Origin of the sequence: Phenylobacterium sp., assembly GCF_041691455.1 — a bacterium.
Taxonomy (GTDB): domain Bacteria; phylum Pseudomonadota; class Alphaproteobacteria; order Caulobacterales; family Caulobacteraceae; genus Phenylobacterium.
Genome location: NZ_JBEPUO010000002.1, coordinates 442,751 through 465,208, shown reverse-complemented (window position 1 = coordinate 465,208; position 22,458 = coordinate 442,751). Strand labels below are relative to the sequence as shown.

Here is a 22,458-nt window from a genome sequence, read left to right as displayed (position 1 = left end):
CGATGTTTGAAATCCAGCCCCACCCCTCGCCCACGCCCGCGGACCGGCGCGCCGAGCTGCTCCACGCGCCGGGATTCGGCCGGGTGTTCACCGACCACATGGTGACGATCCGCTATTCCGAGGCCCGAGGCTGGCATGACGCCGCGGTCGGGCCGCGGGGGCCGATCGCCCTCGACCCGGCGGCCGCCGTCTTCCACTACGCCCAGGAGGTGTTCGAGGGCCTGAAGGCCTATCGGGGCGACGGCGGCGGCGTGCTGATGTTCCGGCCCGAGGCCAACGCCCGGCGCTTCCAGCAATCGGCCGAGCGCCTCGCCATGCCGGCCCTGCCCGAGGCGCTCTTCGTCGAGGCGCTGGAGCAGCTCGTGCGCCTCGACGTCGCCTGGATTCCCGATGGCGACGGCAGCCTCTACCTGCGCCCCTTCATGATCGCCACGGAGGTGTTCCTGGGCGTCAAACCGTCGGCGGACTATCTGTTCGCGGTCATCGCCTCGCCGGTCGGCTCCTACTTCGGCGCCCAGACCGGCGCGCTCTCTGTATGGGTCTCGCAGGACTACAGCCGCGCGGCCCCCGGCGGCACCGGCGCGGCCAAGTGCGGCGGCAACTATGCCGCCAGCCTGGTCGCCCAGGCCGAGGCCGTCGCGCGCGGCTGCGACCAGGTGGTCTTCCTGGACGCCGCGGAGCGCCGGTGGATCGAGGAGCTCGGCGGCATGAACGTCTTCTTCGTGTTCGAGGACGGATCGCTGCGGACCCCGCCGCTCGGGACCATCCTGCCCGGGATCACCCGCGACGCGGTGATCGCGCTTGCCCGCGCCCGCGGCCTCGAAGTGCGCGAGGCGGCCTATTCCCTGCCGCAATGGCGCGAGGACGCCGCGGCCGGGCGGCTGCGCGAAGCCTTCGCCTGCGGCACCGCCGCGGTGGTCGCCGCGATCGGTCAGGTCAAGACCCGCGATGGCGACTTCATGATCGGCGATGGCTCCGAGGGCCCGCTCACCGCCGAGCTCCGGACCCAGCTGGTCGCCATCCAGCGGGGCCGGTCCGACGACCCCCACGGCTGGGTGCGCCGCGTCGGCTTTCCGGCGGTCTCGTGATCGCGCCTCGCGTCTAGCGCGCATTGCGGCAGAGCATTCGCCAAACGAGAAACTCGGCCGCAGGCGGAGTGAAAGTTCGGCGGCATGATCAGAGCCCGCCGAGTTCTGCTCGGAAGATTCCCGACTTTCAAATCTGACGCCCGAAAACCTCAACCAGGCACTCGCGTTCAGATTCGGAAAGCATTTGCCAACTCTGAAAAATTATTGTCATCATCGCCCCGACGAACTGCAGGGGGAACTACCGATGAACGCTGTCACGAAGCTGAGCTTGCTGGCCGGGGCCGCCTTCGCCGCCCTCGCCCTTCCGGTCGCGAGCTACGCCGCCGACGCCGCGGCGGGCTCGCCCGGCACGGTGCAGGAAGTCGTCGTCACCGCCGACAAGCGCGAAGAGAACCTGCGCGACGTTCCCCAGTCGGTGACCGCCATTTCCGGCGACGCGCTGGCGCTGGTGCGGGCGTCGAAGTTCGAAGACTACATCACCCGGGTTCCGGGCATGGCGTTGATCGCCTCCCAGGCCGGCTCGAACCGCCTCGTCCTGCGCGGCATCAACGCCGGCGGGGTGAGCGCCACGATCGGCACCTACGTCGACGAAACCCCCTATGGTTCGGTGACCGGCCTGTCGAACGGCGCGATCCTGACGCCGGACCTAGACACTTTCGACATGCAACGCGTGGAAGTCCTGCGCGGACCCCAGGGCACGCTCTATGGCGCCAGCAGCCTCGGCGGCCTGTTGAAGTTCGTGACCAACGCGCCCGACCCCTCGCACTATTCCGGCCGCATCGAGGCGGACGTGGAGAACACCAACTCCGGCTCGACCGGCGGCTCGGTGAAGGGCGTCTTCAACGCCCCGCTCGGCGAGAACGCGGCGGTCCGGATCGGTGGCTTCTACAGCGACCAGCCCGGCTGGGTCGACGACCCGCTCCGCCACGCGCGCAACGTCAACGGCGCACTCTTCAGCGGCGTGCGCCTGGGCTTCCTCTACCACCCGACCGACAAGTTCACCCTCAGGCTTTCGGCGGTGGGCCAGGCGATCTCCAGCAAGGGCACCTCGACCGAGGATGTGAACCGCATCACGCTCGCGCCGCTCTATGGCGACCTCGGGCAGAGCCGCACCTTCGCCGCGCCCAACAAGATCGACTATCGGATCTACAACGCCACCGCCGACTACGATCTCGGCTTCGCCAGCCTGGTCTCGGCGACCAGCTATGCGACGCTGCGCCAGGACGCCAACGGCGACGCGACGGCCCAGCTTGGCCCGACGCTCACCGCGATCTTCCACACCCCGCTCGGCGCGGGCGTGCAGCAGAACCTCCAGCAACAGAAGTTCACGCAGGAAATCCGTCTGGCCTCACCAGCGCAGAAATTCGAGTGGCTGGTCGGCGCCTTTTACACCCACGAAGACAACAAGCTGTTCCAGAACCTCAGCGGGATCAATCTGCAGAGCGCGCCGCAGGTGGCCGCCGGCTTCGGCGGGGTGCAGACCGTGTCCCTGCCGAGCGACTATGCCGAGTACGCGGTCTTCGCCAACACCGACTACCACTTCACCGACCGCTTCGACGTCAGCGTCGGCGGCCGCTACAGCCACAACAAGCAGACCGAATCCCAGACCAACGGCGGTCCGCTCGGCGGCGGCACCGTGGTCGGCGGCAGTTCGTCCGAGGGCGTATTCACCTTCGCCGTGGCCCCCAAGTACAAGCTGAGCGACGACGCCACCGTCTATGCCCGGGTCGCCAAGGGCTACCGTCCCGGGGGCCCGAACGCCATTTCGCCGCTGGCGCCCGCCGCCGTGCCGCGCACCTTCCAATCGGACTCGATCGTCAACTACGAAGCCGGCATCAAGGCCGACCTGCTCGACCGCAGCGTCTCGGTCGACCTGGCCGCCTTCTACATCACCTGGACCGACATCCAGCTGCTGGCCAACGTCAACAACTTCGGCGTCAACACCAACGGCGGCGGCGCCGAGAGCAAGGGCGTGGAAGGCAGCGTCACCTATGTTCCGATGGTCGGCCTGACGCTCTCGGCCAACGGCGCCTTCACCCAGGCCAACCTCACGGAAAACACCCCGGCCCTGCTCGGCGGCAAGGACGGTGACCGCCTGCCCTTCTCCGCACCCTTCAGCGGTTCGCTGAACGCGGACTACAGCATCCCGATGGCCAACGACGCCCGCGCCTTCTTCGGCGCCAGCGTGCGCTTCGTCGGCCGCCGCCGCTCGGACTTCAACGCCACCTTCGGGCAGACCTCCGTGCCGAGCTTCAAGACGGTCGACCTGCGCGCCGGCCTCGATTGGCAGAAGTACCGCATCGAGGCCTATGTGAAGAACGTCGGCGACGAACGTGGCTTCCTGTCGCTCGGCGGCATCGGCTCGACCCCCAACGGCGCCGTTCAGGCTGGCCTCATCCAGCCCCGCACGATCGGGCTGTCGCTGTCCGCCAGCTACTGAGCGTCCAGGCGCTTCCGAAGGCCGAGCCGTGCAGCGAGCGTCGACGACAGATGACGAGCACGGCGCGGAGGATCACGCCCCGTGGCCCTGCTCGACCCGGCCATGAGACGCGAAGCGAAGCGGCCGACTGGCCTCTCGCTCGACGAGTTGCGCATCCTGGCGAAGCTCGAGGGCAGGCCGCTGCCGCGCGGCCCGGGGCTCGCCGACGCCCTCGGGGTTTCCCCGAACGCGGCGTGGCGGCGGGTGCGCGATCTCAAGCGGCTCGGGGCGCTGGGCTTCGTGTCGCCGGTCAGGCTGCCGCCGGGGACCTGCGAATGCGTCACCTACCTGAAGATCAACGGCGCGCACGTCGGCAGCCTCGACCTGCTGGACGCCTGGATCGCCGCCGACCCGGCCACCACCTCCGCGGCGCGGGTGACCGGGACCTACGACTACCGCCTGAGTTCCGCGCACCGCGACCTCAGGACCGCCAACGACTGGAGCCGGAGCCTGGAAGCCCGTCCCGAGGTCGCCGAGGTGCGGACCCGGTTCTGCGACATCCTCTTCGAACGCCACGCCTTTGCCGCCGCCATCCTCGGGACCGGCTCGGCCTAGGTCGCGGCGACGGCGGGCCGAAAGTTTCAGGTTGCGCTAAATTAATTTCCAGGATTGAAAATTATGTGGGACTGGAACCTGCACGCCGTGCATCGCCGCGGACCTAAGGGGGCTATCGCCATGAAGCTGAAATCGATGATCGGCGCCTTGAGCGCGGTTCTCATCCTCGCAGGCGGCGCGCACGCGCAGGCCCCGCAGGAGACCAGGCCCACAAAGACCGCCTCGGCCGCGGCTGCAGCCCCGCCCGCCGCCCCCGCGACCACGCCCGCCCTCACCAAGGCCGACCTCGACAGCTGGCTTGACGGCTACCTGCCCTATGCGCTCGCCAGCGCCGACATCGCCGGCGCCGTGGTGGTGGTGGTCAAGGACGGCCAGGTCCTGACCGAGAAGGGCTACGGCTACGCCGACGTCAAATCCAAGCGTCCCATCGACCCGAAGGCCACGCTCTTCCGGCCGGGCTCGGTCTCGAAGCTGTTCACCTGGACGGCCGTGATGCAGCAGGTCGAGGCCGGCAAGATCGACCTCGACGGCGACGTCAACCAGTACCTGGATTTCAAGATCCCGGCCTATGGCGGCAAGCCCGTCACCATGCGGGACCTGATGACCCATACCGCCGGCTTCGCCGAGACGATCAAGCACCTCTTCCCCGGCGACACCAAGGTCTTGCTGCCGCTCGACAAGTTCATCTCGGTCTGGACGCCGAACCGCATTTTCCCGCCCGGCGAGGTCCCCGCCTATTCCAACTACGGCGCGGCGCTCGCCGGCTACATCGTGCAGCGCACCTCGGGCGAGCCTTTCGACCAGTATGTCGCCAAGCACATCTTCGCCCCGCTCGAGATGAACCATTCGAGCTTCAGCCAGCCCCTGCAGCCGAACCTGCTGGCCGGGATGGCGTCGGGGTATCTGCGCGCCTCCGGGCCGCCCCAGAACTATGAGCTAGTCGGCCCCGCGCCGGCCGGCAGCCTGGCCACCACCGGCGACGACGTCTCGCGCTTCATGATCGCGCACCTGAACAACGGCCAGTATGGCTCCGTGCGGATCCTGCAGGACGCCACCGCCCGCCAGATGCACGCCCCGCAGAAGCAGTATGTGCCGCCGCTCAACGGCATGGCGCTCGGCTTCTATCACGAGGACCGCAACGGCCATGTGATCGTCGGCCACGGCGGCGACACCGTCGCCTTCCACTCCGACCTGCACCTGCTGCTCAACGACGGCGTCGGCTTCTTCATTTCGATGAACAGCGCCGGCAAGGGCGGCCTCGTCCAGAACGTCCGCGAGACCCTGCTGAGCAGCTTCATGGACCGCTACTACCCGGCCCCTGAGGCGCCCCTCCCCACGGCCGCCACCGCCAAGGCCCACGCCGCGATGATGCAGGGCGTCTACTGGTCGAGCCGCCGGGTCGACACCGGCTTCCTGCGGGTTCTCAACCTGCTCGGCCAGATGAAGGTCGCCGCCAACAAGGACGGGACCCTGGTGGTCTCCAACCTGAAGGACGACGCGGGAACGCCCTTCGTCTGGCGCGAGGTCGGCCCGTTCGTCTGGAAGGACGCCAGCGGCAAACACACCCTCGCCGCGGTGGTCAAGGACGGCAAGGTGACCGGTTTCGGCGAGGACGACCTGGCCGCCATCATGGTCTTCCAGCCGGTGCCGTTCGCGGCCAGCTCCGCCTGGAACGTGCCCCTGCTGATCGGCATGTGCGGCGTGCTCTTGGCGATGCTCGCGCTATGGCCGGTCCAGGCCCTGGTCCGCCGGCGCTACGGCCAGAGCTTCCCGCTGTCGGGGCGCACCGCCATGCTCTACCGGGCGGTGCGGGTCGCCGGCCTCCTCGATCTCCTGGCGCTCGCCGGCTACGTCGGCATCGCCCAGGCGGCCAGCACCAAAATCTACCTGTTCGACGACGCGCTGGATATCTGGCTGCGCCTGCTGCAGCTGGTCTGCCTGCTGGGCGTGATCGGCGCGGGCCTGTCGGTCTGGAACGCCGTCCGTGTCTGGACCGAGGCAGGCCGCAGCTGGTGGGCGAAGACCTCGGTCACCGGAATCATGCTCGCGCTCCTAGCCTTCGTCTGGTTCGTCGTCAGCCTGCAGCTGGTCAGCCCGGGCCTGAACTACTGACCGTCGTCCGGGCGGACACCGTTCAACCTCGGGATCGGGCGGCGGCGGTCGATCAGCCGGCCGCCGGCTGCAGCCTGGCCTGCAGGGTCACCAGGTCCGCAAGCGACCTGGCCTTCATCTTCCGCATCGCCCGACCGCGGTGCGCCTTCACCGTGATCTCGCTGATGCCGAGCTCGCCGCCGACCTGCTTGTTCTGGAGGCCCGAGGCCACCAGGCTCATCACTTCGCGCTCGCGGCGGCTGAGCGTGGCGTAGCGCGCCCGCAGCGCGCGAAGCGCCGTCTGTTCGCCCACCACGGCCTGGCTGCGCTCCAGGGCCGAGGTGACGGCCGCCAGCAGGACGTCTTCGCCGAATGGCTTGGTCAGGAACTCGACGGCGCCCGCCTTCATCGCCCGCACGGTCATCGGCACGTCGCTGTAGCCGGAGATGAAAATGATCGGCATGTCGCTCCGATCGCGGGCGACCAGGGCCTGCACGTCCAGGCCGGTCAGGTCCGGCAAGCCGAAATCGAGCACCAGGCAGCTGGGCCCCGAGGCGGGCGGAGAGGCCAGGAACGCCTGGCCGGAGGCGAAGGTTCGCGGGGTCCAGCCCGCCACCTGGATCAGACCTTCCAGCGCTTCGCGCACGGCGAGGTCATCGTCGACGACAAACACGGTCGGTGAGGATTCCGGCATCTTCGGCCCCTCTGTCGACAGTCGAAGGCCGGATTATAGTTGGTCTACCGGTGATTGCATGGGCGAACTGATCGCCCCTGTCCCAGCGCGGTGCGGCGACGGCGCCCGCTTCAACGGGCGGCCCGCCGGACCGACACGAAGGTATCGCCAACACCTTCGTACAATAGCCTCCGACGGCATTCGGCCGCTTCTGTCCCTGCCCCTCGAAGTCCCGCCATTGGGCGGCCTCGAAGCAGGAGACCTGTCATGCCATCAGAATTCTCATCGACGGCCCATCGGCGGTTCATCGCCGCTTCGGCCACGGTCGGCGCCCTGGGCGGCGTCAGCTCGGCTTCCTCCGATGCTTTCGGCGACGTGCTCGAGCAACCCGGCGGCGGGGCCGCCGCCACGGCTCCCGACCGCACGGCCATCCGGCCGTTCAGCTTCAAGGCGTCCGAGGACGAGCTCACCGACCTGCGCCGCCGCATCAAGGCGACCCGCTGGCCCGAGCGGGAAACGGTCCCCGATGACCTACAGGGCGTGCAGCTCGCGACGGCGCGCAAGCTCGCCGACTATTGGGCGAACGACTACGACTGGCGGAAGGTCGAGGCCAGGCTCAACGCCCTGCCGCAGTTCATCACCGAGATCGACGGGCTGGACATCCACTTCGTCCATGTCCGCTCGAAGCACGAAAACGCCCTGCCGCTGATCGTCACCCACGGGTGGCCGGGGTCGATCGTCGAGCAGATGAAGATCATCGATCCGCTGACCAATCCCACGGCCCACGGCGGCAGCGCCTCGGACGCCTTCGACCTCGTGATCCCGTCGATGCCGGGCTACGGATTCTCCGGCAAGCCGACGGCCGCCGGCTGGGGTCCCGAGCGCATCGCCAGCGCCTGGGCCGTATTGATGAAGCGCCTGGGCTACACGCGTTACGTGGCGCAGGGCGGCGACTGGGGCGCCCTGATCACCCAGCGGATGGGAGCCCAGGCGCCGCAGGGACTGGCGGCTATCCACACCAACATGCCAGGCGCCGTTCCGCCGGAGATCGACGCGCAGGCCATCGCCGGCGCGCCCGCGCCGGCTGGCCTCGCGCCCGACGAGCGGGCGGCCTACGACCGGCTGGTATTTTTCTATACGACCGGCCTGGGCTACGCGAACGAGATGCGGCTGCGGCCGCAGACCCTGTACGGGATCGCGGATTCACCCATCGGCCTCGCGGCCTGGTTCCTCGACCACGACGCCAAGAGCTACCAGATGATCGCCCGCGTGTTCGACGGCCAGACCGAGGGCCTCACGAAGGATGACGTGCTCGACAACGTCACCATCGCCTGGCTCACCAACACCGGGGTGTCGGGCGCGCGTCTCTACTGGGAGAACACGCTTCCCTTCCTAACCCCGCAGAACATCGCCATCCCTGTCGCGGTGAGCGTCTTCCCCGATGAGCTCTATCCCTGCCCGCGCAGTTGGGCGGAGAAGGCCTATCCCAAGCTCATCCACTACAACCGGCTCGAAAAGGGCGGCCACTTCGCGGCCTTCGAACAGCCGGCCGCCCTGACCGAGGAAATCCGAGCCTCGTTCCGATCGATTCGCTGACCGGCGGGCGGGGGCGCAGGGTTCTGCGCCCCCGCCTGAGCCTCCAGCTCGATGTTCCAGCAGAGGTGGACGGCTCGATCGGCGCCTTGTCCTGGCTTGGCCATGGCCGGTTCGCGCCTAGCGACCGCGCGACGCGGCTGCGTAGGCCGCGGCCTGTTTGGCGACGATCCGGTTCAGGTCGCCCATGGTGAGGTCGACGTCGAGGATATGCAGTCCCCAGGACGGGTCGATGCCGGTGGCGCGCAAGATCTGTCCGCCGAGTTCATCGGTGCGATGGCCCTTGGGGTTGGGGTTCACGTGTACAGAGAGGTAGGTGAAGTCGCCCTGCGAGACGCACTCGGTGGAGATCAGCCCCGGGGTTCTGACGAATGGTGTTTTGATCGGGCGCACGGGACGGGTCCACTGCTTCTCCGCGTCGCCGCCGGATCCGTTCAGATAGCCCTGTGTCATGAAATAGGACTGCGCTGCGCCCGTCCCGCCCTTCAGGCTGGCGGGATTGGCGCAGACCACGGCGAGGCCGCCGCGCGAGCGCCCGAACCGCGAGTTCGCGGGCGGCGGCACCCGGTCGCGGAACGACGAATAGCTGATGACGCAGCCGAGCTGATTGTCCGCGTGGCAGACTGGAACCGTCTTGAACGTCCCGCCCACGTCCTTGCCGGGCGGGACCATGACCGGCGCGCCCAGCACGAGGGCCGAGACCAGCTGCTTCTGGACCGGCTTGCCGTCGATCTCCTGGGCGATCAGCCGGGCGATCATCGCCGCGCCCTGGCTGTGACCGATCAGAACGACGCCGCGCCCGTTGTTCTCGTGGGCCATGTACCAGGTCCAGGCGTCGACCACGTCGTTGAACCCGCCGACGCCGGGCGCGGGCTTTTCACCGACCGGCTGCGGCCCGCCCGCCGGCGCCCGAAGGCCGGTCAAGGTCCCCTGCCGATACATCGGCGCGAACGGGCGGCAGACCTGCGAGAACCGCGCGAACTGGACGCGGATATCGTCCCACTCCATGCGGTCGGGCACGAGATCCGATTGCCAGCCCGGATCCTTCGAGACCGTCGGATAGACGAAAAAGCAGTCGATATTGGGGTCCTTGGCGGGGACGAACTTCTCCAAGGACATCGCTCCGCTCGGCGCGATCACCGTGGCGTCGAGGTCAACCTTGCACCTGTTGTCTTTCAGATCGGGCCGGCAGAGCCAGGTCGCGGGGTTGTCATAGTCCGGCCGCCCCTGAGGAGTGAGCAGGTTCGGCTGCGCGATCGCCGCTCCGCCTAAACTCAGCGCAGCGCCCAGGGCCGCCAGCACCGTTAGTCGGCTACGCGTCGACACGCCCCCAAGACCACCCATGACGTCTCCCGCTTTTCTTGTATCTGGACGCTTGTCCTTACGCCGACGCTGAGGGGGTTTCGCCGGCTGGTCAATACTAACTCACGATCTAGCGAATGAAATTCACTGGCCCTCAGGCGCGCAGGGAATGGAAGCCGGCGGCCATGAATTTGGCCATCCGTCGCTTGACCGCCTCGAAGTCGTCGGAGTGGCAAAGCCCGCCGGAGAGCCGGTCGATGCGGCCTGTGCGGGCGAGCGTGTTCATCAGCGCGCCGGTGACAAAGTGGTAGCCCCAGAAGATGTCCTCGTCGGCGTAATCGGGGAGCGCCCGCTTCAGGATGCCGACCAGCTTCAGGACCACCGGGTCGAAGTGAACGTCCATGAGCGCCGCGCCCTCCGGCGTGTTGCTGGCCCTGGCGCCGAAGGCCGCGTAGTTCATCCACCCCTCGCCGCCCTGGATATAGAGGTCGAGGTCGGTGTCGAGGAAGGCGTGCAGCGCGCCCTCGACGGTGGGCCGGTCGCCGGCCTCGGCGGCGTAGCGCTCGAGGGCCTCCATCCGCCGGCCGCTGGTGACGCTGGCGCGGCGCGCGAAGACCGCGTCGAACAGGGCTTTCTTGTCGTTGAAGTAATAGTGCATGAGCGTCGTGTGGACGCCCACCCGCTGGGCCACGTCGCGCAGCGTCACGCCGTGCAGCCCGTTCCTGGAGAATAGATACTCCGCGGCGTCGAGAATCTGCTCAAGCGACTCCGCGCGCCGTTCGGCCCGTTTCCCACCCGCCTTCTTCGCGGCTGAACCGTCCGACATCGGCCTGGACCTCTCCACATCCTCGAAGAGGCCGCGACGGCGCGGCCGCGTCAAGCACCGGGCAGGCCGGCTTCCCCTTCCTTGGCGTACTCGCCACGCAGGCGGAGCTTGTCAATCTTTCCGGTGGCCGCGAGGGGCATCGCAGCCACCTTGACCAGCTGATCCGGCAACCACCAGTCGGCGACCTTGCCCTTGAGGACGGCGAGGAGATCCGGCAGCTCGACCGTGTGGCCCGGCTGGGTTTCGACGATCAAGACCGGCCGCTCTCCCCACTTCGGGTCGCTCCGCCCGATCACCGCCACCTGTCCCACCGCGGGGTGTCGTCCGACGATCTCCTCGATCTCGGCAGGGTTGATCCATTCGCCCCCGGACTTGATCAGGTCCTTTGAGCGACCGCGAATGCTGAGGGTGCCCGCCGCGTCGAGGCTCGCGAGATCCCCGGTGTCGAAATAGCCCTCGTCGTCGAGGGCGCGCTCCGCCGCCTTGAAGTAGCGATCGAGGACGCTGGCGCCGCGGACCTTCAGGTGGCCGACCACGCCGCGCTGTTCGGGCAGCGTCGCGCCGTCGGCGTCCGTCAGCTTCAGATCGAGCCCCATGACCGGCCACCCCGCGGCGCGGGTCTCGGTCACCGGAGCATCGCGGGCCGTGATGACGCCCAGCGGCGAGAGCTCCGTCATCCCCCAGCTCGTCTGCACGCGCGCACCCAGCCGATCCTCCAGCCGGCGGATCAGGGCGTCAGGACAGTGCGAGCCGCCGATGATCACCCGCTCCAGCGCCGGGAGATCGCCACCGACCGCGTCGAGATGATCGACGACGCCGAGCCAGACCGTCTGCACGCCCACCGCGACCGTGACGCCCTCCTCGCGCATCAAGGCCGTCAAGCTGGCCCCGTCGGCGTTCCGTCCCGGCAGCACCAGTTTCGCGCCCACCGCCGGCGCTGCGAACGGCATGCCCCAGCCATTGGCGTGGAACATCGGCACCGCGGCGAGGACCGTGTCGCGCGCGGTCAGGGCCAGGGCGTCGGCCTGCAGGGCCCGCAGGGTGTGCAGGTAATTGGAACGATGGGCGTAGACGACGCCCTTGGGCTTGCCGGTGGTGCCCGAGGTGTAACAGAGCCCTGCATCGGCCTCCTCGTCGAACCCGCCCCACGCGGCCCGCGCGCCCAGGCCCTCCAGCAAAGCATCGTAGGCCCAGACCTTGGCCCGAGACCCGGCCAGGTCGCCGGGCTCCGCCGGGCCGTCGTCCAGCACGATGACGTGTTCCAGGTTCGGGCAGAGCGGCGCAAGCTCGGTCGCCAACGGCCAAAGGTCGCCGGCGACCGCCAGGACGCGGTCCTCCGCCTCGTTGACCATCGCCGCCAGGTGCGCGGCGGTCAGGCGCGGATTCAGCGTGTGGCAGACGATGCCGACGCCCATCGCCGCGTAGTAGATTTCGAGGTGGTGCTGGGTGTTCCAGGCCAGTGTCCCGACCCGGTCGCCGGCCGCAAGTCCGAGCGCGGCGAACGCCCCGGACAGCCGGTTGCTGCGCTCGCGCAGCGCCGCGTAGCCCGTGCGCAGCCTCGCGCCGCCCAGGGCGGTCACGATCTCCCGCTCGCCCGCCCACTTGGCGGCGTGCTCGAGGAACTTGTCGACGGTAAGCGCATAGGACTGCATCGGACGCCTGGGTCTACTTCATGGGTGGGATCGGCCGGCCGCACTCACTCCCGCCGCCCCTCTCAACGGCGATGAGAACGATGGAGACGCCTCCCCGCCCGGCCGTCTCTACGGCAGGCGCCTCCCGCGCGGGCGACAGCGCCGGGCGAACGAGGCCCCCCGGAGCGCCAGGGCGTTCCGGGGGAAAAAGGGCGTGTTCGGGAAGGAACGTCGAACAGCGCCGTGAGCGTGACGGTGGAAGGCCGCCTCGCCCGACCTCAGAAGCGCTTCTTGACGGCCACCTCGAAGACGCGGCCGAGCGGGCTGGCCAGGAAGAAGTCGTAGTTGAAGGGGCTGAAGGCGAAGGGCGGATCCTTGTCGAAGAGGTTCTGGATGGTCGCCGTCAGGGTGGTGTCCGCCGGCAGGTTGACCCGATAGGTGAGGTCCACCGGCGTGAAGGCCTTGATGGTCGCCGCCTGCACCCCTGGGGTGGCGGCGTCGGTGTCGTGGTTGATGTCGCGCAGCGGGTCGACGTAGTGGAACGTGACCCGGACGTTGTGCGGCCCCACGGCGTAGTTCAGGTAGAACGTCGCCTTCCAATGCGGGTCGGAATAGAAGGTGCTGAGCAGGTCGGCCTTGCCGGCCCGGTCCACGCCCGCCGCGATGGTGATCCCGTCGAGGGTCTTCAGCGCCCCGCGCTGATATTTCCGCAGATAGCTCGCGTCGACGCCGGCGGTGAAGTTCCCGGGGATCCCGAACAGGTTCTCAATGTCGTAGAGCGCGTCGATGTCCACCCCGTCGGTGTTGACGTTGGGCCCGTTGATCAGGTTCGCGCGCACCCCCTGGAAGTTCGAGGGGTGGCAGTTGGTGCCGGTGAGCGGGTTCACCGCGGTGCCCGCGCCGGAGGCGAAGGTGAAGCGCGAGGCGAGCGCGGCGTTGGTGCATTGCCATGCGGAGGGCGACGCGCTCGGGAACATCGTCGCGTAGATGGCGGTCGCGGTTTCGCCCGTCAGCTCCTCCTTGAAGTTGAACTTCCACCAGTCGAGCGTCGCGCGGAAGTTCCCCAGCTGGAAGATGCCGCCGACATCGTAGTTCGTGGCCTTTTCCGGCTGCAGGTTCGGATTGGCGTAGGTGTCCACCGCCCGATAGAGGGCCGCCCCGTTCGTGGGATCCACGAACTGCTGGAGCGAGCGCGAGAAGGTGTTGCTGATCGAGGTTTCCGGCGGTGCGCGGAAGGTAGTTCCCACAGAGCCGCGCAGGGCGAACCAGGGGAGCGCCTGCCACTTGATGTCGAACTTGGGATTGGTCGTCGAGCCGATATTGCCGCCGTAATATTCGTATCGCACGGCGAGGTCGGCGTTGAGGTTGTCGAGGATCGGCAACTTGGCTTCGCCAAAGACCGCGGTGACTTCGCGGCTTGCGGAGCTGGTTTGAACCGACGGGAATAGAATGAATGCTCCGATCCCGTTGGTGCAGGTCGGCGTGTGGTCATCGACGTCGTCGACGCACCGCGTGGCGCCGATATCGGAGATCGTGTCGCCGGGGTTGGTCCTGAAGGAGTCGTAGCGCCACTGCGCGCCCACCGCCACGGCCACCGGTCCGCCGGGAAGCTGGATCGGGACCTCCCCGTTCGCGACCGCGTCACCGACCAGGATCTTGCTCTCGCTGATCGCGGTGCCGTTCTGGTGCATCCAGGCGAACAGCGCCTGGGTGTTGGTGTTCGCCGGCACGGCGGCGGCGCTGAAGAATGGATTTACGGCGCCGTGGACCGCGTCTTTCGCCACCGCATTCGCAAAGGGATTGAACCAGAAGCAGCCGTTCTGGCCGGGCGTGTTGGCGGCGACGTTGCAGTTTGGACCGCCGAGGCCGCGGAGGCCCAGCTGCAGGCGATTGACGATTTCATCGGGCGTGCCCGTCTCGCCGTGGATGTCCATGTAGGTGAGCGCGACGTTGTATTTCCAGTTGCCGTAGCCGAGCTTGCCGCTGAGCACGCCGGAGAGGCGGAATTCATCGGCCTCGCGCTTGTTGTGGTCCGCGAGGTCGGAGAACAGCGGCTGGCCGCCATAGCCGCCCGGCCGCCACTGGGTCTGCGAGGTGATCACCCCGGACGTCTGGATGTCGTTGCATTGCACGGCCGAATAGGGCGACGCCACGCCGGCCAGGCAGTGCTGGTTGAACAGCGTCGTCAGACCCGGGTTGGCGAACGGAATATAGAAGCGCGACTGCTGATTGAGGCCGGTGGCGGGATAGGGTGAGACCCCGCCGCCGGGCGATCCCCCGGACGCCTGGATCGGCGTCGGGAACTGCACGGTGGACTCGTAGGGCGATACACGCTCGTCGGTCACGTCGTGCTTGGAGTACATCCCCTCGAAGTGGACTCGCGTGTCGGCGGTCAGGTCGTAGTTGAGTTCGCCATAGACCTGATAGTGGGTCTCGTTGTCCGCTAGGTTGTCGAACTGGCTGTAGTGGAAGCGGCAGGTGCCGCCGACGATCTCGCCGCCCAGCGGCACGCAGCCATCGTCCTGGAAGTTGATCGGGTTGGCATAGGGCTGCGCCAGCGATCCGTTGGGAAGAACGCCGCCGCCCGCGCCGGTGGTGTAGCCGCCCGGGTTCGAGGACGCAGACCATCCGCCGAACGGGTCGACCGCGTTGGGCTGCAGGGCCCAGCTGCGGTCGGTCGTGCGCAGTTCGTCGATGCGGCGGTAGCCCAGGGTGATGAGCGCATTGCCGTTTTCGAACTTCTTCCCCCACGCTCCGCTCAGCGTGTAGTTCCCGGAGTTGCCCTTGATGGCGCTGTAGTCGCCGCTGACCTCCAGGCCGTCGAGGTCGGTTCGGCTGATGAAGTTCACCACACCCGCCACCGCGTCGGACCCGTAGATCGCGGCCGCGCCGTCCTTCAGGACCTCGATGCGGCCGATAGCCGCCATGGGGATCAGGTTGACGTCGACGCCGCCCGCGGCTGGCCCCGCCACCGAGGGCGCCAGCCTCTGGCCGTTGAACAGGACGAGCGTTCGCGCCGCGCCGAAGCCGCGCAGGTTGATCGTTGCGATGCCGGCGGACGCGCCGAGCAGACGATTGGTTTCGCCGATGGAGCCCGAGGCAGCCGGGAGCGACTTCACGATCTCGACCATGGTGGGCGAACCGCGCTTGGCGAGGTCCTGCGCATTGATCACATCGACCGGCAGGGCGGTCGTCTTCGGCGTTCCCGCGATGTAGGAGCCGGTCACCACGACCTCGCTCACGGTGCTGTCGGCGCTTGACCCGGCCGCTCTGGACGGCGCCGCGGCGGCGGTGCGGGTGACCGTCGACCTGTTCACCTCGGCCTCGACGCTCGACCCGCCGGAGGCGGTGCTGATCGGGGCGTCGCCGGCGGCTGCGTCAGCGGCGAAAACCGGACTGGACCACAGAGCTGCGGATACGACGATCGCTACGGCGGACACGCCGCAAAAGACGTTTTGCCTCATATTTCCCTCCCCTGACAGCGCCGCTCATTGCGGGCGTTGACGCTGTGCGCTTCCCCAGAACGCGAGGTTGAATCCCCACGACCGCCGTTCGGCGATTGCTGTGACGGTGCAGGATGGGCGGGAGACTGTCAACGCTGACTATCAGAAGAGTGAATGACTTGGAGACGGGTTGCGTGCGGCCAGGGGCGCGCACGACCGCCCGTGGCTGGAGGGCGCTCTAAGCCTCCAGCTCGATGTCCCAGTAGAGGTAGTCCAGCCAGCTTTCGTGGAGGTGGTGCGGCGGGAAGCGGCGGCCGTGCTGCTGGAGCTCGAAGGCCGAGGGGCGGTGCGGCGGACGGCGCGGGTGCATGCCGGCCTCGCGCGGGGTGCGGCCGCCCTTGATCAGGTTGCAGCGGGCGCAGGCGGTGACGATGTTCTCCCAGGTGGTGCGCCCGCCGCGCGAGCGCGGGATCACATGGTCGAAGGTCAGGTCCTCGCCGGCCCGGCAGTACTGGCAGCAGAACGCGTCGCGCAGGAAGAGGTTGAACCGGGTGAAGGCCGGCGGCCGGTCCTGGGCCACATACTGCTTCAGCGACACCACGCTCGGCAGCTGCATCTCGAAGGACGGCGAGTGGACCACCTGGTCGTAGGTGGAGACCACGTCGACGCGGTCGAGGAAGACCGCCTTGATGACGTCCTGCCAGGGCCAGAGGGAGAGGGGGTAGTAGCTGAGCGGCCGGAAGTCGGCGTTCAGCACGAGCGCGGGCCAACCGGAAGGCGCACGGCTAAGCACCTGCATGGTCGGCCTCCACCTTGTCGGGGGCGGGGCGCCGCTCGGCGCCTATGTCGTACGCTGGTGAACTGAAGACGAGACCCCTGTTCGCGACGCATGGATGCGGCGACGGGCCCGTTCAGGAAGCTCGGGCTGTCCCGCAGTGGGAGCCACTATAGGTAAGATTCGGAGACATCTCCATGACGCAGAGAGGGCGGCCGGGCCTCGCCACAACTCGGTTGAGCGGGCGAGGCTTATCGGCATCGCATCCTGGAGCCTTACGCGCCGACGATGGCGGTGGCGCCGGCGATGGTCAGGCCGAGGAACACGATCGCGTAGGACGCGAGGGTGTCGAGGATACGGTTCAGTTGGATCGACATAGCTTGGTTTCCTTTCGTAGTCGGGAGGCGATTGGGCCGCCCTGTCCGATGTGGACGATGCTTAGATAGCACATATCTGAACGCTGCCTAGATGTGAAATTGTGCAGTGCAGCTATGCAGAAATGCATGATGGCGCTTGGCGCCCTGTCGGCGCCGACGAAAAAGGGCCCCGCGGGGGGCCCTTCTCCGATCGGCAGGAGACGGGGAGATCAGATGCCGACGGCGGCGAAGGCTGCCGTGAGGGACGTGCCGAGGCCCAGGATCAGGGCCGGCGCGATACGGTCGAAGAACCGTTCGAAGCTTGCGAGAGACATGACACACACCTTTGAGTTGGAACCTCGTGAGCAGCGAGGTACTTGTTATGTTAACAACGCTAAGATAACACTGATCTAAGCGGCGTCAAGATATCTTTACGGCGCCCAGATAGAGAATTAGAGTGGGGTTGATGAGAGAATCTCAAGCCGCCGAAGCCCGGCCCTATCACCACGGCGATCTGCGTCGCGCCCTGATCGACGCCGCGAGCCGTCTCCTGGAAGCCGAGGGCCCCAGCGCCCTCTCGCTCCGCGCGGTGGCCCGCGAGGCCGGGGTCAGTCCGGCGGCGCCCTATCACCACTTCAAGGACAAGGGCGAGTTGCTCGAGGCGGTCGCCCACGAGGGCTGGACCCTGCTGGACCAGGCGCTGGCCAGGGCCAAGGCCGAGGCCCCCTCCCCCCGCGAGGCGATGAACAATCTGGGCGTGGCCTATGTCTGTTTCGCGCGCGAGAACCCGGCGCTCTACCGGGTGATGTACGACACCGCCCGCGACAAGGAAGCCCTGCCCGACGAGATGCAGCAGGGCGAGGACAGCGCCTACTGTAAGGTGCGCGACACCCTGGTCGAGGCCGGCGCCGATCCCGATGACGCGCTCGACATCGAACTAGCCACGGTCGCCGCCTGGTGCTCGGCCCACGGCCTGGCCGAGATGGCCGGCTTCAAGCAGTTCGATCACCTCAAGGATGCCTGCGGCGGGGAGCGGGCTTTCTTCAAGGCGATCTTCCAGCACATGGGTCTGGTTCCCAAGCACCTGGCGGACTAGACCGCCGGGGTGTCCGGCCCCGCCTTCGTCACCCGCTTCGCGCCCTCGCCCACCGGCTACTTGCACCGGGGCCACGCCTTTTCGGCCCTCACCGCCCATGAGGCGGCCCGCGCGGTCCACGGCCGCTTCCTCCTGCGCATCGAAGATATCGACCGCACCCGCTGCCGCCCCGAGTTCGAGGCCGCCGCGCTCGAGGACCTGGCCTGGCTGGGCCTGGGCTGGGAAGACCCGGTGCGCCGCCAGTCCGAGCACATGGCCGACTATGGCGCGGCCCTGCGCGACCTTTCCGAGCGCGGCCTCACCTACCGCTGCTTCCGCACCCGCCGCGAGATCGCCGAGGCCATCGAGAGCGCGCCACACGGCGCCATGGAGGCCTTCCGCGGCGCGCCGCTGCCGCCCGACCAAGAGGCGCGGAGGGTGGCGGCCGGCGAGCCCTATGCCTGGCGCCTGTCGCTGGCCGCGGCCGAGCGGGCGCTGGGCGGCTTCGAACGTCTCAGCTTCGTCGAGGAGGGCGAGGGCCCCGATGGCGAGCACGGGGCGATCGCGGCGCGGCCGCAGGTCGGCGGCGATGTGGTGCTGGCCCGCAAGGATGTCGGCGTCGCCTATCACCTGGCCGTCGTGGCCGATGACGCCCTGCAAGGCGTGACCCAGGTGATCCGTGGCCAGGACCTCTTCGAGGCGACCCACGTCCAGCGCCTGTTGCAGGCCCTGCTGGCCCTGCCGACCCCGACCTACCGCCACCACCGGCTGTTGACCGGCCCGGACGGCAGGCGGTTCGCCAAGCGCGACCGGGCGGAAACGCTGCGCGAGCTGCGCGCGTCGGGTATGACGGCGGCGGACCTGCGCGGGGAGCTGGGATTTTGACCGAGGCCGTGGCCGCATCCGAGGCCGGCGCGCAACGCTGGCGGGCCGTGGCCGTGCTCGTGTTCGGCGCCTGCGTCATCGGCCTGTCGCCGATCCTGGTGCGGTTGACTGAGACGGGTCCCGCGGCCGGCGGCTTCTGGCGCCTGGCCTTCGCCATGCCGCTGCTCGCCATCATGACGCGCCGGACCAGCGGACCGCTCGGCCGGCCCTCGCGGATCGCGGTGATCGCCGGGGTGATGTTCGCCCTCGACCTGGGGTTCTGGCACTACGGGATCAAATACACCTCGGTGACCAACGCCACGGTGCTCTCCAACCTGACGCCGGTGGTGGTGACGGCGTTCGCCTGGATCTTCCTGAAGCAGCGGCCGCGCGGCCTGTTCCTGCTGGCCGTGGCGGTCGCGGTGGCCGGCGCCTGGATGATGGCGCTCGGCAAGACCTCGGGCGGCAGGATCCTGAACCAACCGCTGGGCGACGCGCTCTCGGCCACCACCGCGCTCTGGTACGCGCTCTATTTCCTGGCGATCAGCGAGGGCCGCAAGACCGAAGGCGCGAGCCGGCTGATGTTCTGGTCGAGCATCGTGGGCATGCCGCTGATGCTGATCTCGGCCCTGCTGCTCGGCGAGCCGATCCTGCCGACTGGGAGCTCGGGCTGGGCGGCCTGCGTGGGCCTGGGCCTGATGCATGTGGCCGGCCAGGGTTCGATAGCCTGGGCCATGGGCCGGCTGCCGACCGCGACGGCCTCGGTGGTGGTGCTGGTGCAGCCGGTGGTGGCCGCCTGGCTGGGCTGGCTGCTGTTCGCCGAGGCGCTTGGGCCCCTGCAGGCGGCGGGCGCGGCGGTGGCGCTGGGCGGCGTGGTGCTGGCGCAGTGGGCCTCGCGGCCGAAGGCGCAGCCGGCCTAGGTTCCCTGCGCGGGCAGGCCCCAGGCCCTTCGGGCGGCCTCGATGCCGGCGAGCTTGGCTTCGAACCCCGACCAGTCGTCGCGCTCGGCGATGGGCGCCCACAGCGCCTCGATCTGGGCGACGAGCAGTTCCTCGGGCTCGGCCCGCGCGAAATAGGGATCGTCGAGCCGCTCGGGCCGGTCGGCCGTGAAGCCCGCCAACAGCCGCCGGAACTCCGCGAACCCGTCCAGCGCGTAGAGGTCGCCGCGCGGGCCGGCCAGCGCGCGCGCCTCCCCGCCGCAGAACCAGTCGAAGAAGAACGGTTCCCAGCGCAGCCGCTCACCGCCCTCGGCGAAGGCGCGGAAGGCCGCCTGGACCAGCGCCGCATCCTCCTCCGCCCCCCGGGCCTGGACGCCGAGCCGCATCCGCATGGCCGCGGTGAGCTCGCCGCGATAGGCGGTCCCGAAGCCGTTCAGGGCTTCCACCAGGGCCTCGGTTTCGGAGACCAGGCTCAGCGCGCCCGCCAGCTGCTGCAGGTTCCAGAACACCGCCTCGGGCTGGCGGCCGAAGGCGTAGAGGCCGGCGTGGTCGAAATAAGCGGCGGTGAAGTTCGGGTCGTTGTGCGGCAGGAAACGGTAGGGGCCGTAGTCGAAGCTCTCGCCGGTCAGGTTCATGTTGTCGGTGTTGAGCACCCCGTGGACGAAGCCCGCCGCCATCCAGCGCGCCGTCAGCCGGGCGTTGCGCGCCACCACCGCCTGGAGCAGGGCCGCCGGGCGGTCGTTCGCGCCTTCAAGCTCCGGGTAGTAGTTGGCGATGACGTGATCCACGAGCGCGGTGATCCGGTCGGGGCGCTCGAAGAAGGCGTGGCGCTGGAAGCTGCCGAAGCGGATGTGGCCGTGGCTGAGCCTGACCAGCACCGCCGAGCGGGTCGGACTGGGCTCGTCGCCGCGCTCCAGGTCCTCGCCGGTCTCGATCAGTGAGAACGAGCGCGAGGTGGGAACGCCCAAGGCTTCCAGCATGGCGGTCGCCAGCACCTCGCGCACCCCGCCCTTCAGCGTCAGCCGCCCGTCGGCGGTCCGCGACCAGGGCGTGCGGCCGGAGCCCTTGGTCCCGAGGTCCAGCAGGCGGCCGGTTCCGGCTTCGCGGAGCTGGGCGAAGGTGAAGCCGCGGCCGTCGCCGAGCTCGGGGTTGTAAACCCGGAACTGGTGGCCGTGATAGCGCTGGGCCAGCGGCGGATCGATGTTGCCGGGCAAGGGCTCGAAGCGGCCGAAGTGGGCGATCCATTCGTCGTCGGTCAGGGTGTCGAGGCCGACGCTGGCCGCGGCGCGGTCGTTGCGGAACCGCAGGATGGTCTTCGGGAACACCTCCGCGCGCACCGGATCGCCGAACTCCGCGCCCAGGTCGGGGAACTGGGGATCGGGGCGATAGGCGGGCGAGACCGGCATCGCCGCACCTAGCCGCCGACCGCCGCCCGCGGCAAGCGGATCGCTAGGCGATCCGCCGGGCGCCGGGGCCGAGCTGGACGCGCACCTCGTCCATCGTGAGCCGCGCCGCCTTGGGATCGGCGGTCATCGACACCCGCACCGGACGGCCCGACGCGCGCTCGCTCACCTTGGCGACCGGACCGTCCGGCGGCGGCGTCCAGCGTTCGCTCCACTGCGAGAGGGCCAGGAGCGCCGGGAACAGGTCCCAGCCCTTTTCCGTCAGGTGGTACTCCGCGCGCTTGCGCTGGCCGGGTTCGGCATAGGCCCGCCGCTCCATGAGGCCGGCGGTGACCATGGCCTTCAGCCGCCCGCTCAGCACCCCGCGGCCACACGCCAGCGCCCGGGCGAAGTCGTCGAACCGGGTGAGGCCGTAGACCGCCTCGCGCAGGATCTTCAGCGTCCAGGGATCGCCCACCGTCTCCAGCGCCGTGCGGATCGAACAGGCGTCGAGGTCGTAGAGGAAGCGCGGGTGCATCGCGCCCTCATAACTGGATTCGAAGTTCGTACTTAGCCCGATCGAGCCCTAGCCGATCCGCAAGCCCATGGCGCCGTCCACCGGCAGGATGGCGCCGGAGATGAACCGGGCGTCGTCCGAGGCCAGGAACAGGGCCGCATGGGCCGTGTCCCAGCCGTCGCCCATCTTGCCCTTGAGCGGCACCCGCGCATCGCGCTCGGCGCGAACCTCCGCCGTCGAACGGCCGCTGGCGGATGCGATGCCGGAGACCGCCATGGGCGTGTCCATGTAGCCCATCTCGATGGCGTTGCAGCGCACGCCATAGCGGGCGTTCGACTGGGCCACGCTGGTCGTCAGCCGGTTCACGCCGGCCTTGGAGACCTCATAGGCGAGCTGGATGCCGCCGGCCCGGGCCGCCAGCGACGAGATGTTGACGATCGCCCCGCCGCCCTGGTCGCGCATGACCGGCAGCGCCGCCTTGATGGTCAGCCACATGCCCTTGAGGTTGACCGACAGGATGCGGTCGAAGGCCGCTTCTTCCAGCCGATGCGCCGGGGCGTCGCCGTTGCCGATGCCGACGTTGTTGATCAGGACGTCGAGGCGGCCGTAGCGGGCCTTGGCTTCCTCCACGATCCGGGCGGGGTCGCCCGGCTTGACGATGTCGCCGGCCAGGAACGAGGCGACGCCGCCGTCCTCGGCGATCAGCGACGAGGTCTCCTCGGCCCGCTCGGCCACGCGGTCGACGCACAGCACCTGGGCGCCTTCCCGCGCGAACAGCAGCGCCATGGCGCGGCCGTTGCCGATGGTCTCGCCGGGCGTCTGGCCGGCGCCGACGACCACCGCGATCTTGCCCTCCAGACGGCCCGCCAC

The 22,458-nt window shown here is 68.8% G+C and carries 17 protein-coding genes; 8 read left to right on the top strand and 9 right to left on the bottom strand.

What is annotated here, in order from left to right:
- The first annotated feature begins 2 nt into the window (after positions 1-2).
- From ACESMY_RS05980 to ACESMY_RS05965, 4 genes are all read left to right on the top strand, one after another.
- Positions 3-1,088: a branched-chain amino acid aminotransferase gene (locus ACESMY_RS05980; protein ID WP_372783195.1), complete on the top strand. Its 1,086-nt coding sequence runs from the start codon at positions 3-5 to the stop codon at positions 1,086-1,088.
- A gap of 244 nt (positions 1,089-1,332) precedes the next feature.
- The gene (locus ACESMY_RS05975) at positions 1,333-3,528 is read left to right on the top strand and encodes a TonB-dependent receptor (protein ID WP_372783193.1); all 2,196 of its coding nucleotides are present in this window, start codon (positions 1,333-1,335) and stop codon (positions 3,526-3,528) included.
- A gap of 102 nt (positions 3,529-3,630) precedes the next feature.
- Complete coding sequence (locus ACESMY_RS05970) at positions 3,631-4,122, top strand: hypothetical protein (RefSeq protein ID WP_372783192.1); 492 nt, start codon at positions 3,631-3,633, stop codon at positions 4,120-4,122.
- 120 nt (positions 4,123-4,242) lie between these two features.
- Positions 4,243-6,234, top strand: a complete 1,992-nt coding sequence (locus ACESMY_RS05965; RefSeq protein WP_372783190.1) for a serine hydrolase domain-containing protein — start codon at positions 4,243-4,245, stop codon at positions 6,232-6,234.
- 52 nt (positions 6,235-6,286) lie between these two features.
- Here the strand turns inward: ACESMY_RS05965 and ACESMY_RS05960 are convergent, their stop codons facing one another.
- Positions 6,287-6,907: a response regulator transcription factor gene (locus ACESMY_RS05960; RefSeq protein WP_372783188.1), complete on the bottom strand. Its 621-nt coding sequence runs from the start codon at positions 6,905-6,907 to the stop codon at positions 6,287-6,289.
- A 246-nt stretch (positions 6,908-7,153) separates the two neighbouring features.
- On the opposite strand from ACESMY_RS05960, the gene ACESMY_RS05955 reads away from it, so the two are divergent.
- On the top strand, positions 7,154-8,482 hold the full coding sequence (locus ACESMY_RS05955) for an epoxide hydrolase family protein (protein WP_372783186.1): 1,329 nt from the start codon (positions 7,154-7,156) through the stop codon (positions 8,480-8,482).
- 117 nt (positions 8,483-8,599) lie between these two features.
- Here ACESMY_RS05955 and ACESMY_RS05950 read toward each other — a convergent pair whose 3' ends face one another.
- The 5 genes from ACESMY_RS05950 to ACESMY_RS05930 all read right to left on the bottom strand — a co-directional run bounded on the left by ACESMY_RS05950 (position 8,600) and on the right by ACESMY_RS05930 (position 16,480).
- Positions 8,600-9,805 carry a DUF3089 domain-containing protein gene (locus ACESMY_RS05950; protein ID WP_372783184.1) on the bottom strand — a complete coding sequence of 402 codons (1,206 nt, stop codon included), beginning with the start codon at positions 9,803-9,805 and terminating at the stop codon, positions 8,600-8,602.
- Between the two features lie 130 nt (positions 9,806-9,935).
- Positions 9,936-10,607: a TetR/AcrR family transcriptional regulator gene (locus ACESMY_RS05945; RefSeq protein ID WP_372783182.1), complete on the bottom strand. Its 672-nt coding sequence runs from the start codon at positions 10,605-10,607 to the stop codon at positions 9,936-9,938.
- 50 nt (positions 10,608-10,657) lie between these two features.
- A complete protein-coding gene (locus ACESMY_RS05940) occupies positions 10,658-12,259 on the bottom strand; it encodes an AMP-binding protein (RefSeq protein WP_372783180.1) in 1,602 nt (533 codons plus the stop codon).
- A 257-nt stretch (positions 12,260-12,516) separates the two neighbouring features.
- A complete protein-coding gene (locus ACESMY_RS05935) occupies positions 12,517-15,702 on the bottom strand; it encodes a TonB-dependent receptor domain-containing protein (protein ID WP_372783178.1) in 3,186 nt (1,061 codons plus the stop codon).
- Positions 15,703-15,919: 217 nt separating this feature from the next.
- Positions 15,920-16,480 (bottom strand): HNH endonuclease, encoded by a 561-nt coding sequence (locus ACESMY_RS05930; protein WP_372783176.1) that lies wholly within the window; start codon positions 16,478-16,480, stop codon positions 15,920-15,922.
- Positions 16,481-17,278: 798 nt separating this feature from the next.
- Here ACESMY_RS05930 and ACESMY_RS05925 point away from each other — a divergent pair.
- Genes ACESMY_RS05925 through ACESMY_RS05915 form a run of 3 tightly spaced genes read left to right on the top strand, consistent with a single transcriptional unit; the run spans position 17,279 to position 19,671 of the window.
- Positions 17,279-17,908: a TetR/AcrR family transcriptional regulator gene (locus ACESMY_RS05925; RefSeq protein WP_372783174.1), complete on the top strand. Its 630-nt coding sequence runs from the start codon at positions 17,279-17,281 to the stop codon at positions 17,906-17,908.
- 9 nt (positions 17,909-17,917) lie between these two features.
- The gene (gene gluQRS, locus ACESMY_RS05920; RefSeq protein WP_372783172.1) at positions 17,918-18,772 is read left to right on the top strand and encodes a tRNA glutamyl-Q(34) synthetase GluQRS; all 855 of its coding nucleotides are present in this window, start codon (positions 17,918-17,920) and stop codon (positions 18,770-18,772) included.
- A complete protein-coding gene (locus tag ACESMY_RS05915) occupies positions 18,769-19,671 on the top strand; it encodes a DMT family transporter (RefSeq protein ID WP_372783170.1) in 903 nt (300 codons plus the stop codon). The genes gluQRS and ACESMY_RS05915 overlap by 4 nt, the downstream gene beginning before the upstream one ends.
- Here ACESMY_RS05915 and ACESMY_RS05910 read toward each other — a convergent pair.
- From ACESMY_RS05910 to ACESMY_RS05900, 3 genes are read right to left on the bottom strand one after another with little or no spacing between them, the layout of a single operon-like run.
- On the bottom strand, positions 19,668-21,095 hold the full coding sequence (locus tag ACESMY_RS05910) for a protein adenylyltransferase SelO (protein WP_372783168.1): 1,428 nt from the start codon (positions 21,093-21,095) through the stop codon (positions 19,668-19,670). The genes ACESMY_RS05915 and ACESMY_RS05910 overlap by 4 nt on opposite strands.
- Positions 21,096-21,138: 43 nt before the next feature.
- Complete coding sequence (locus ACESMY_RS05905; RefSeq protein WP_372783166.1) at positions 21,139-21,609, bottom strand: winged helix-turn-helix transcriptional regulator; 471 nt, start codon at positions 21,607-21,609, stop codon at positions 21,139-21,141.
- Positions 21,610-21,657: 48 nt separating this feature from the next.
- Positions 21,658-22,458, bottom strand: coding sequence for an SDR family NAD(P)-dependent oxidoreductase (locus ACESMY_RS05900; RefSeq protein WP_372783164.1), 801 nt, complete (start codon positions 22,456-22,458; stop codon positions 21,658-21,660).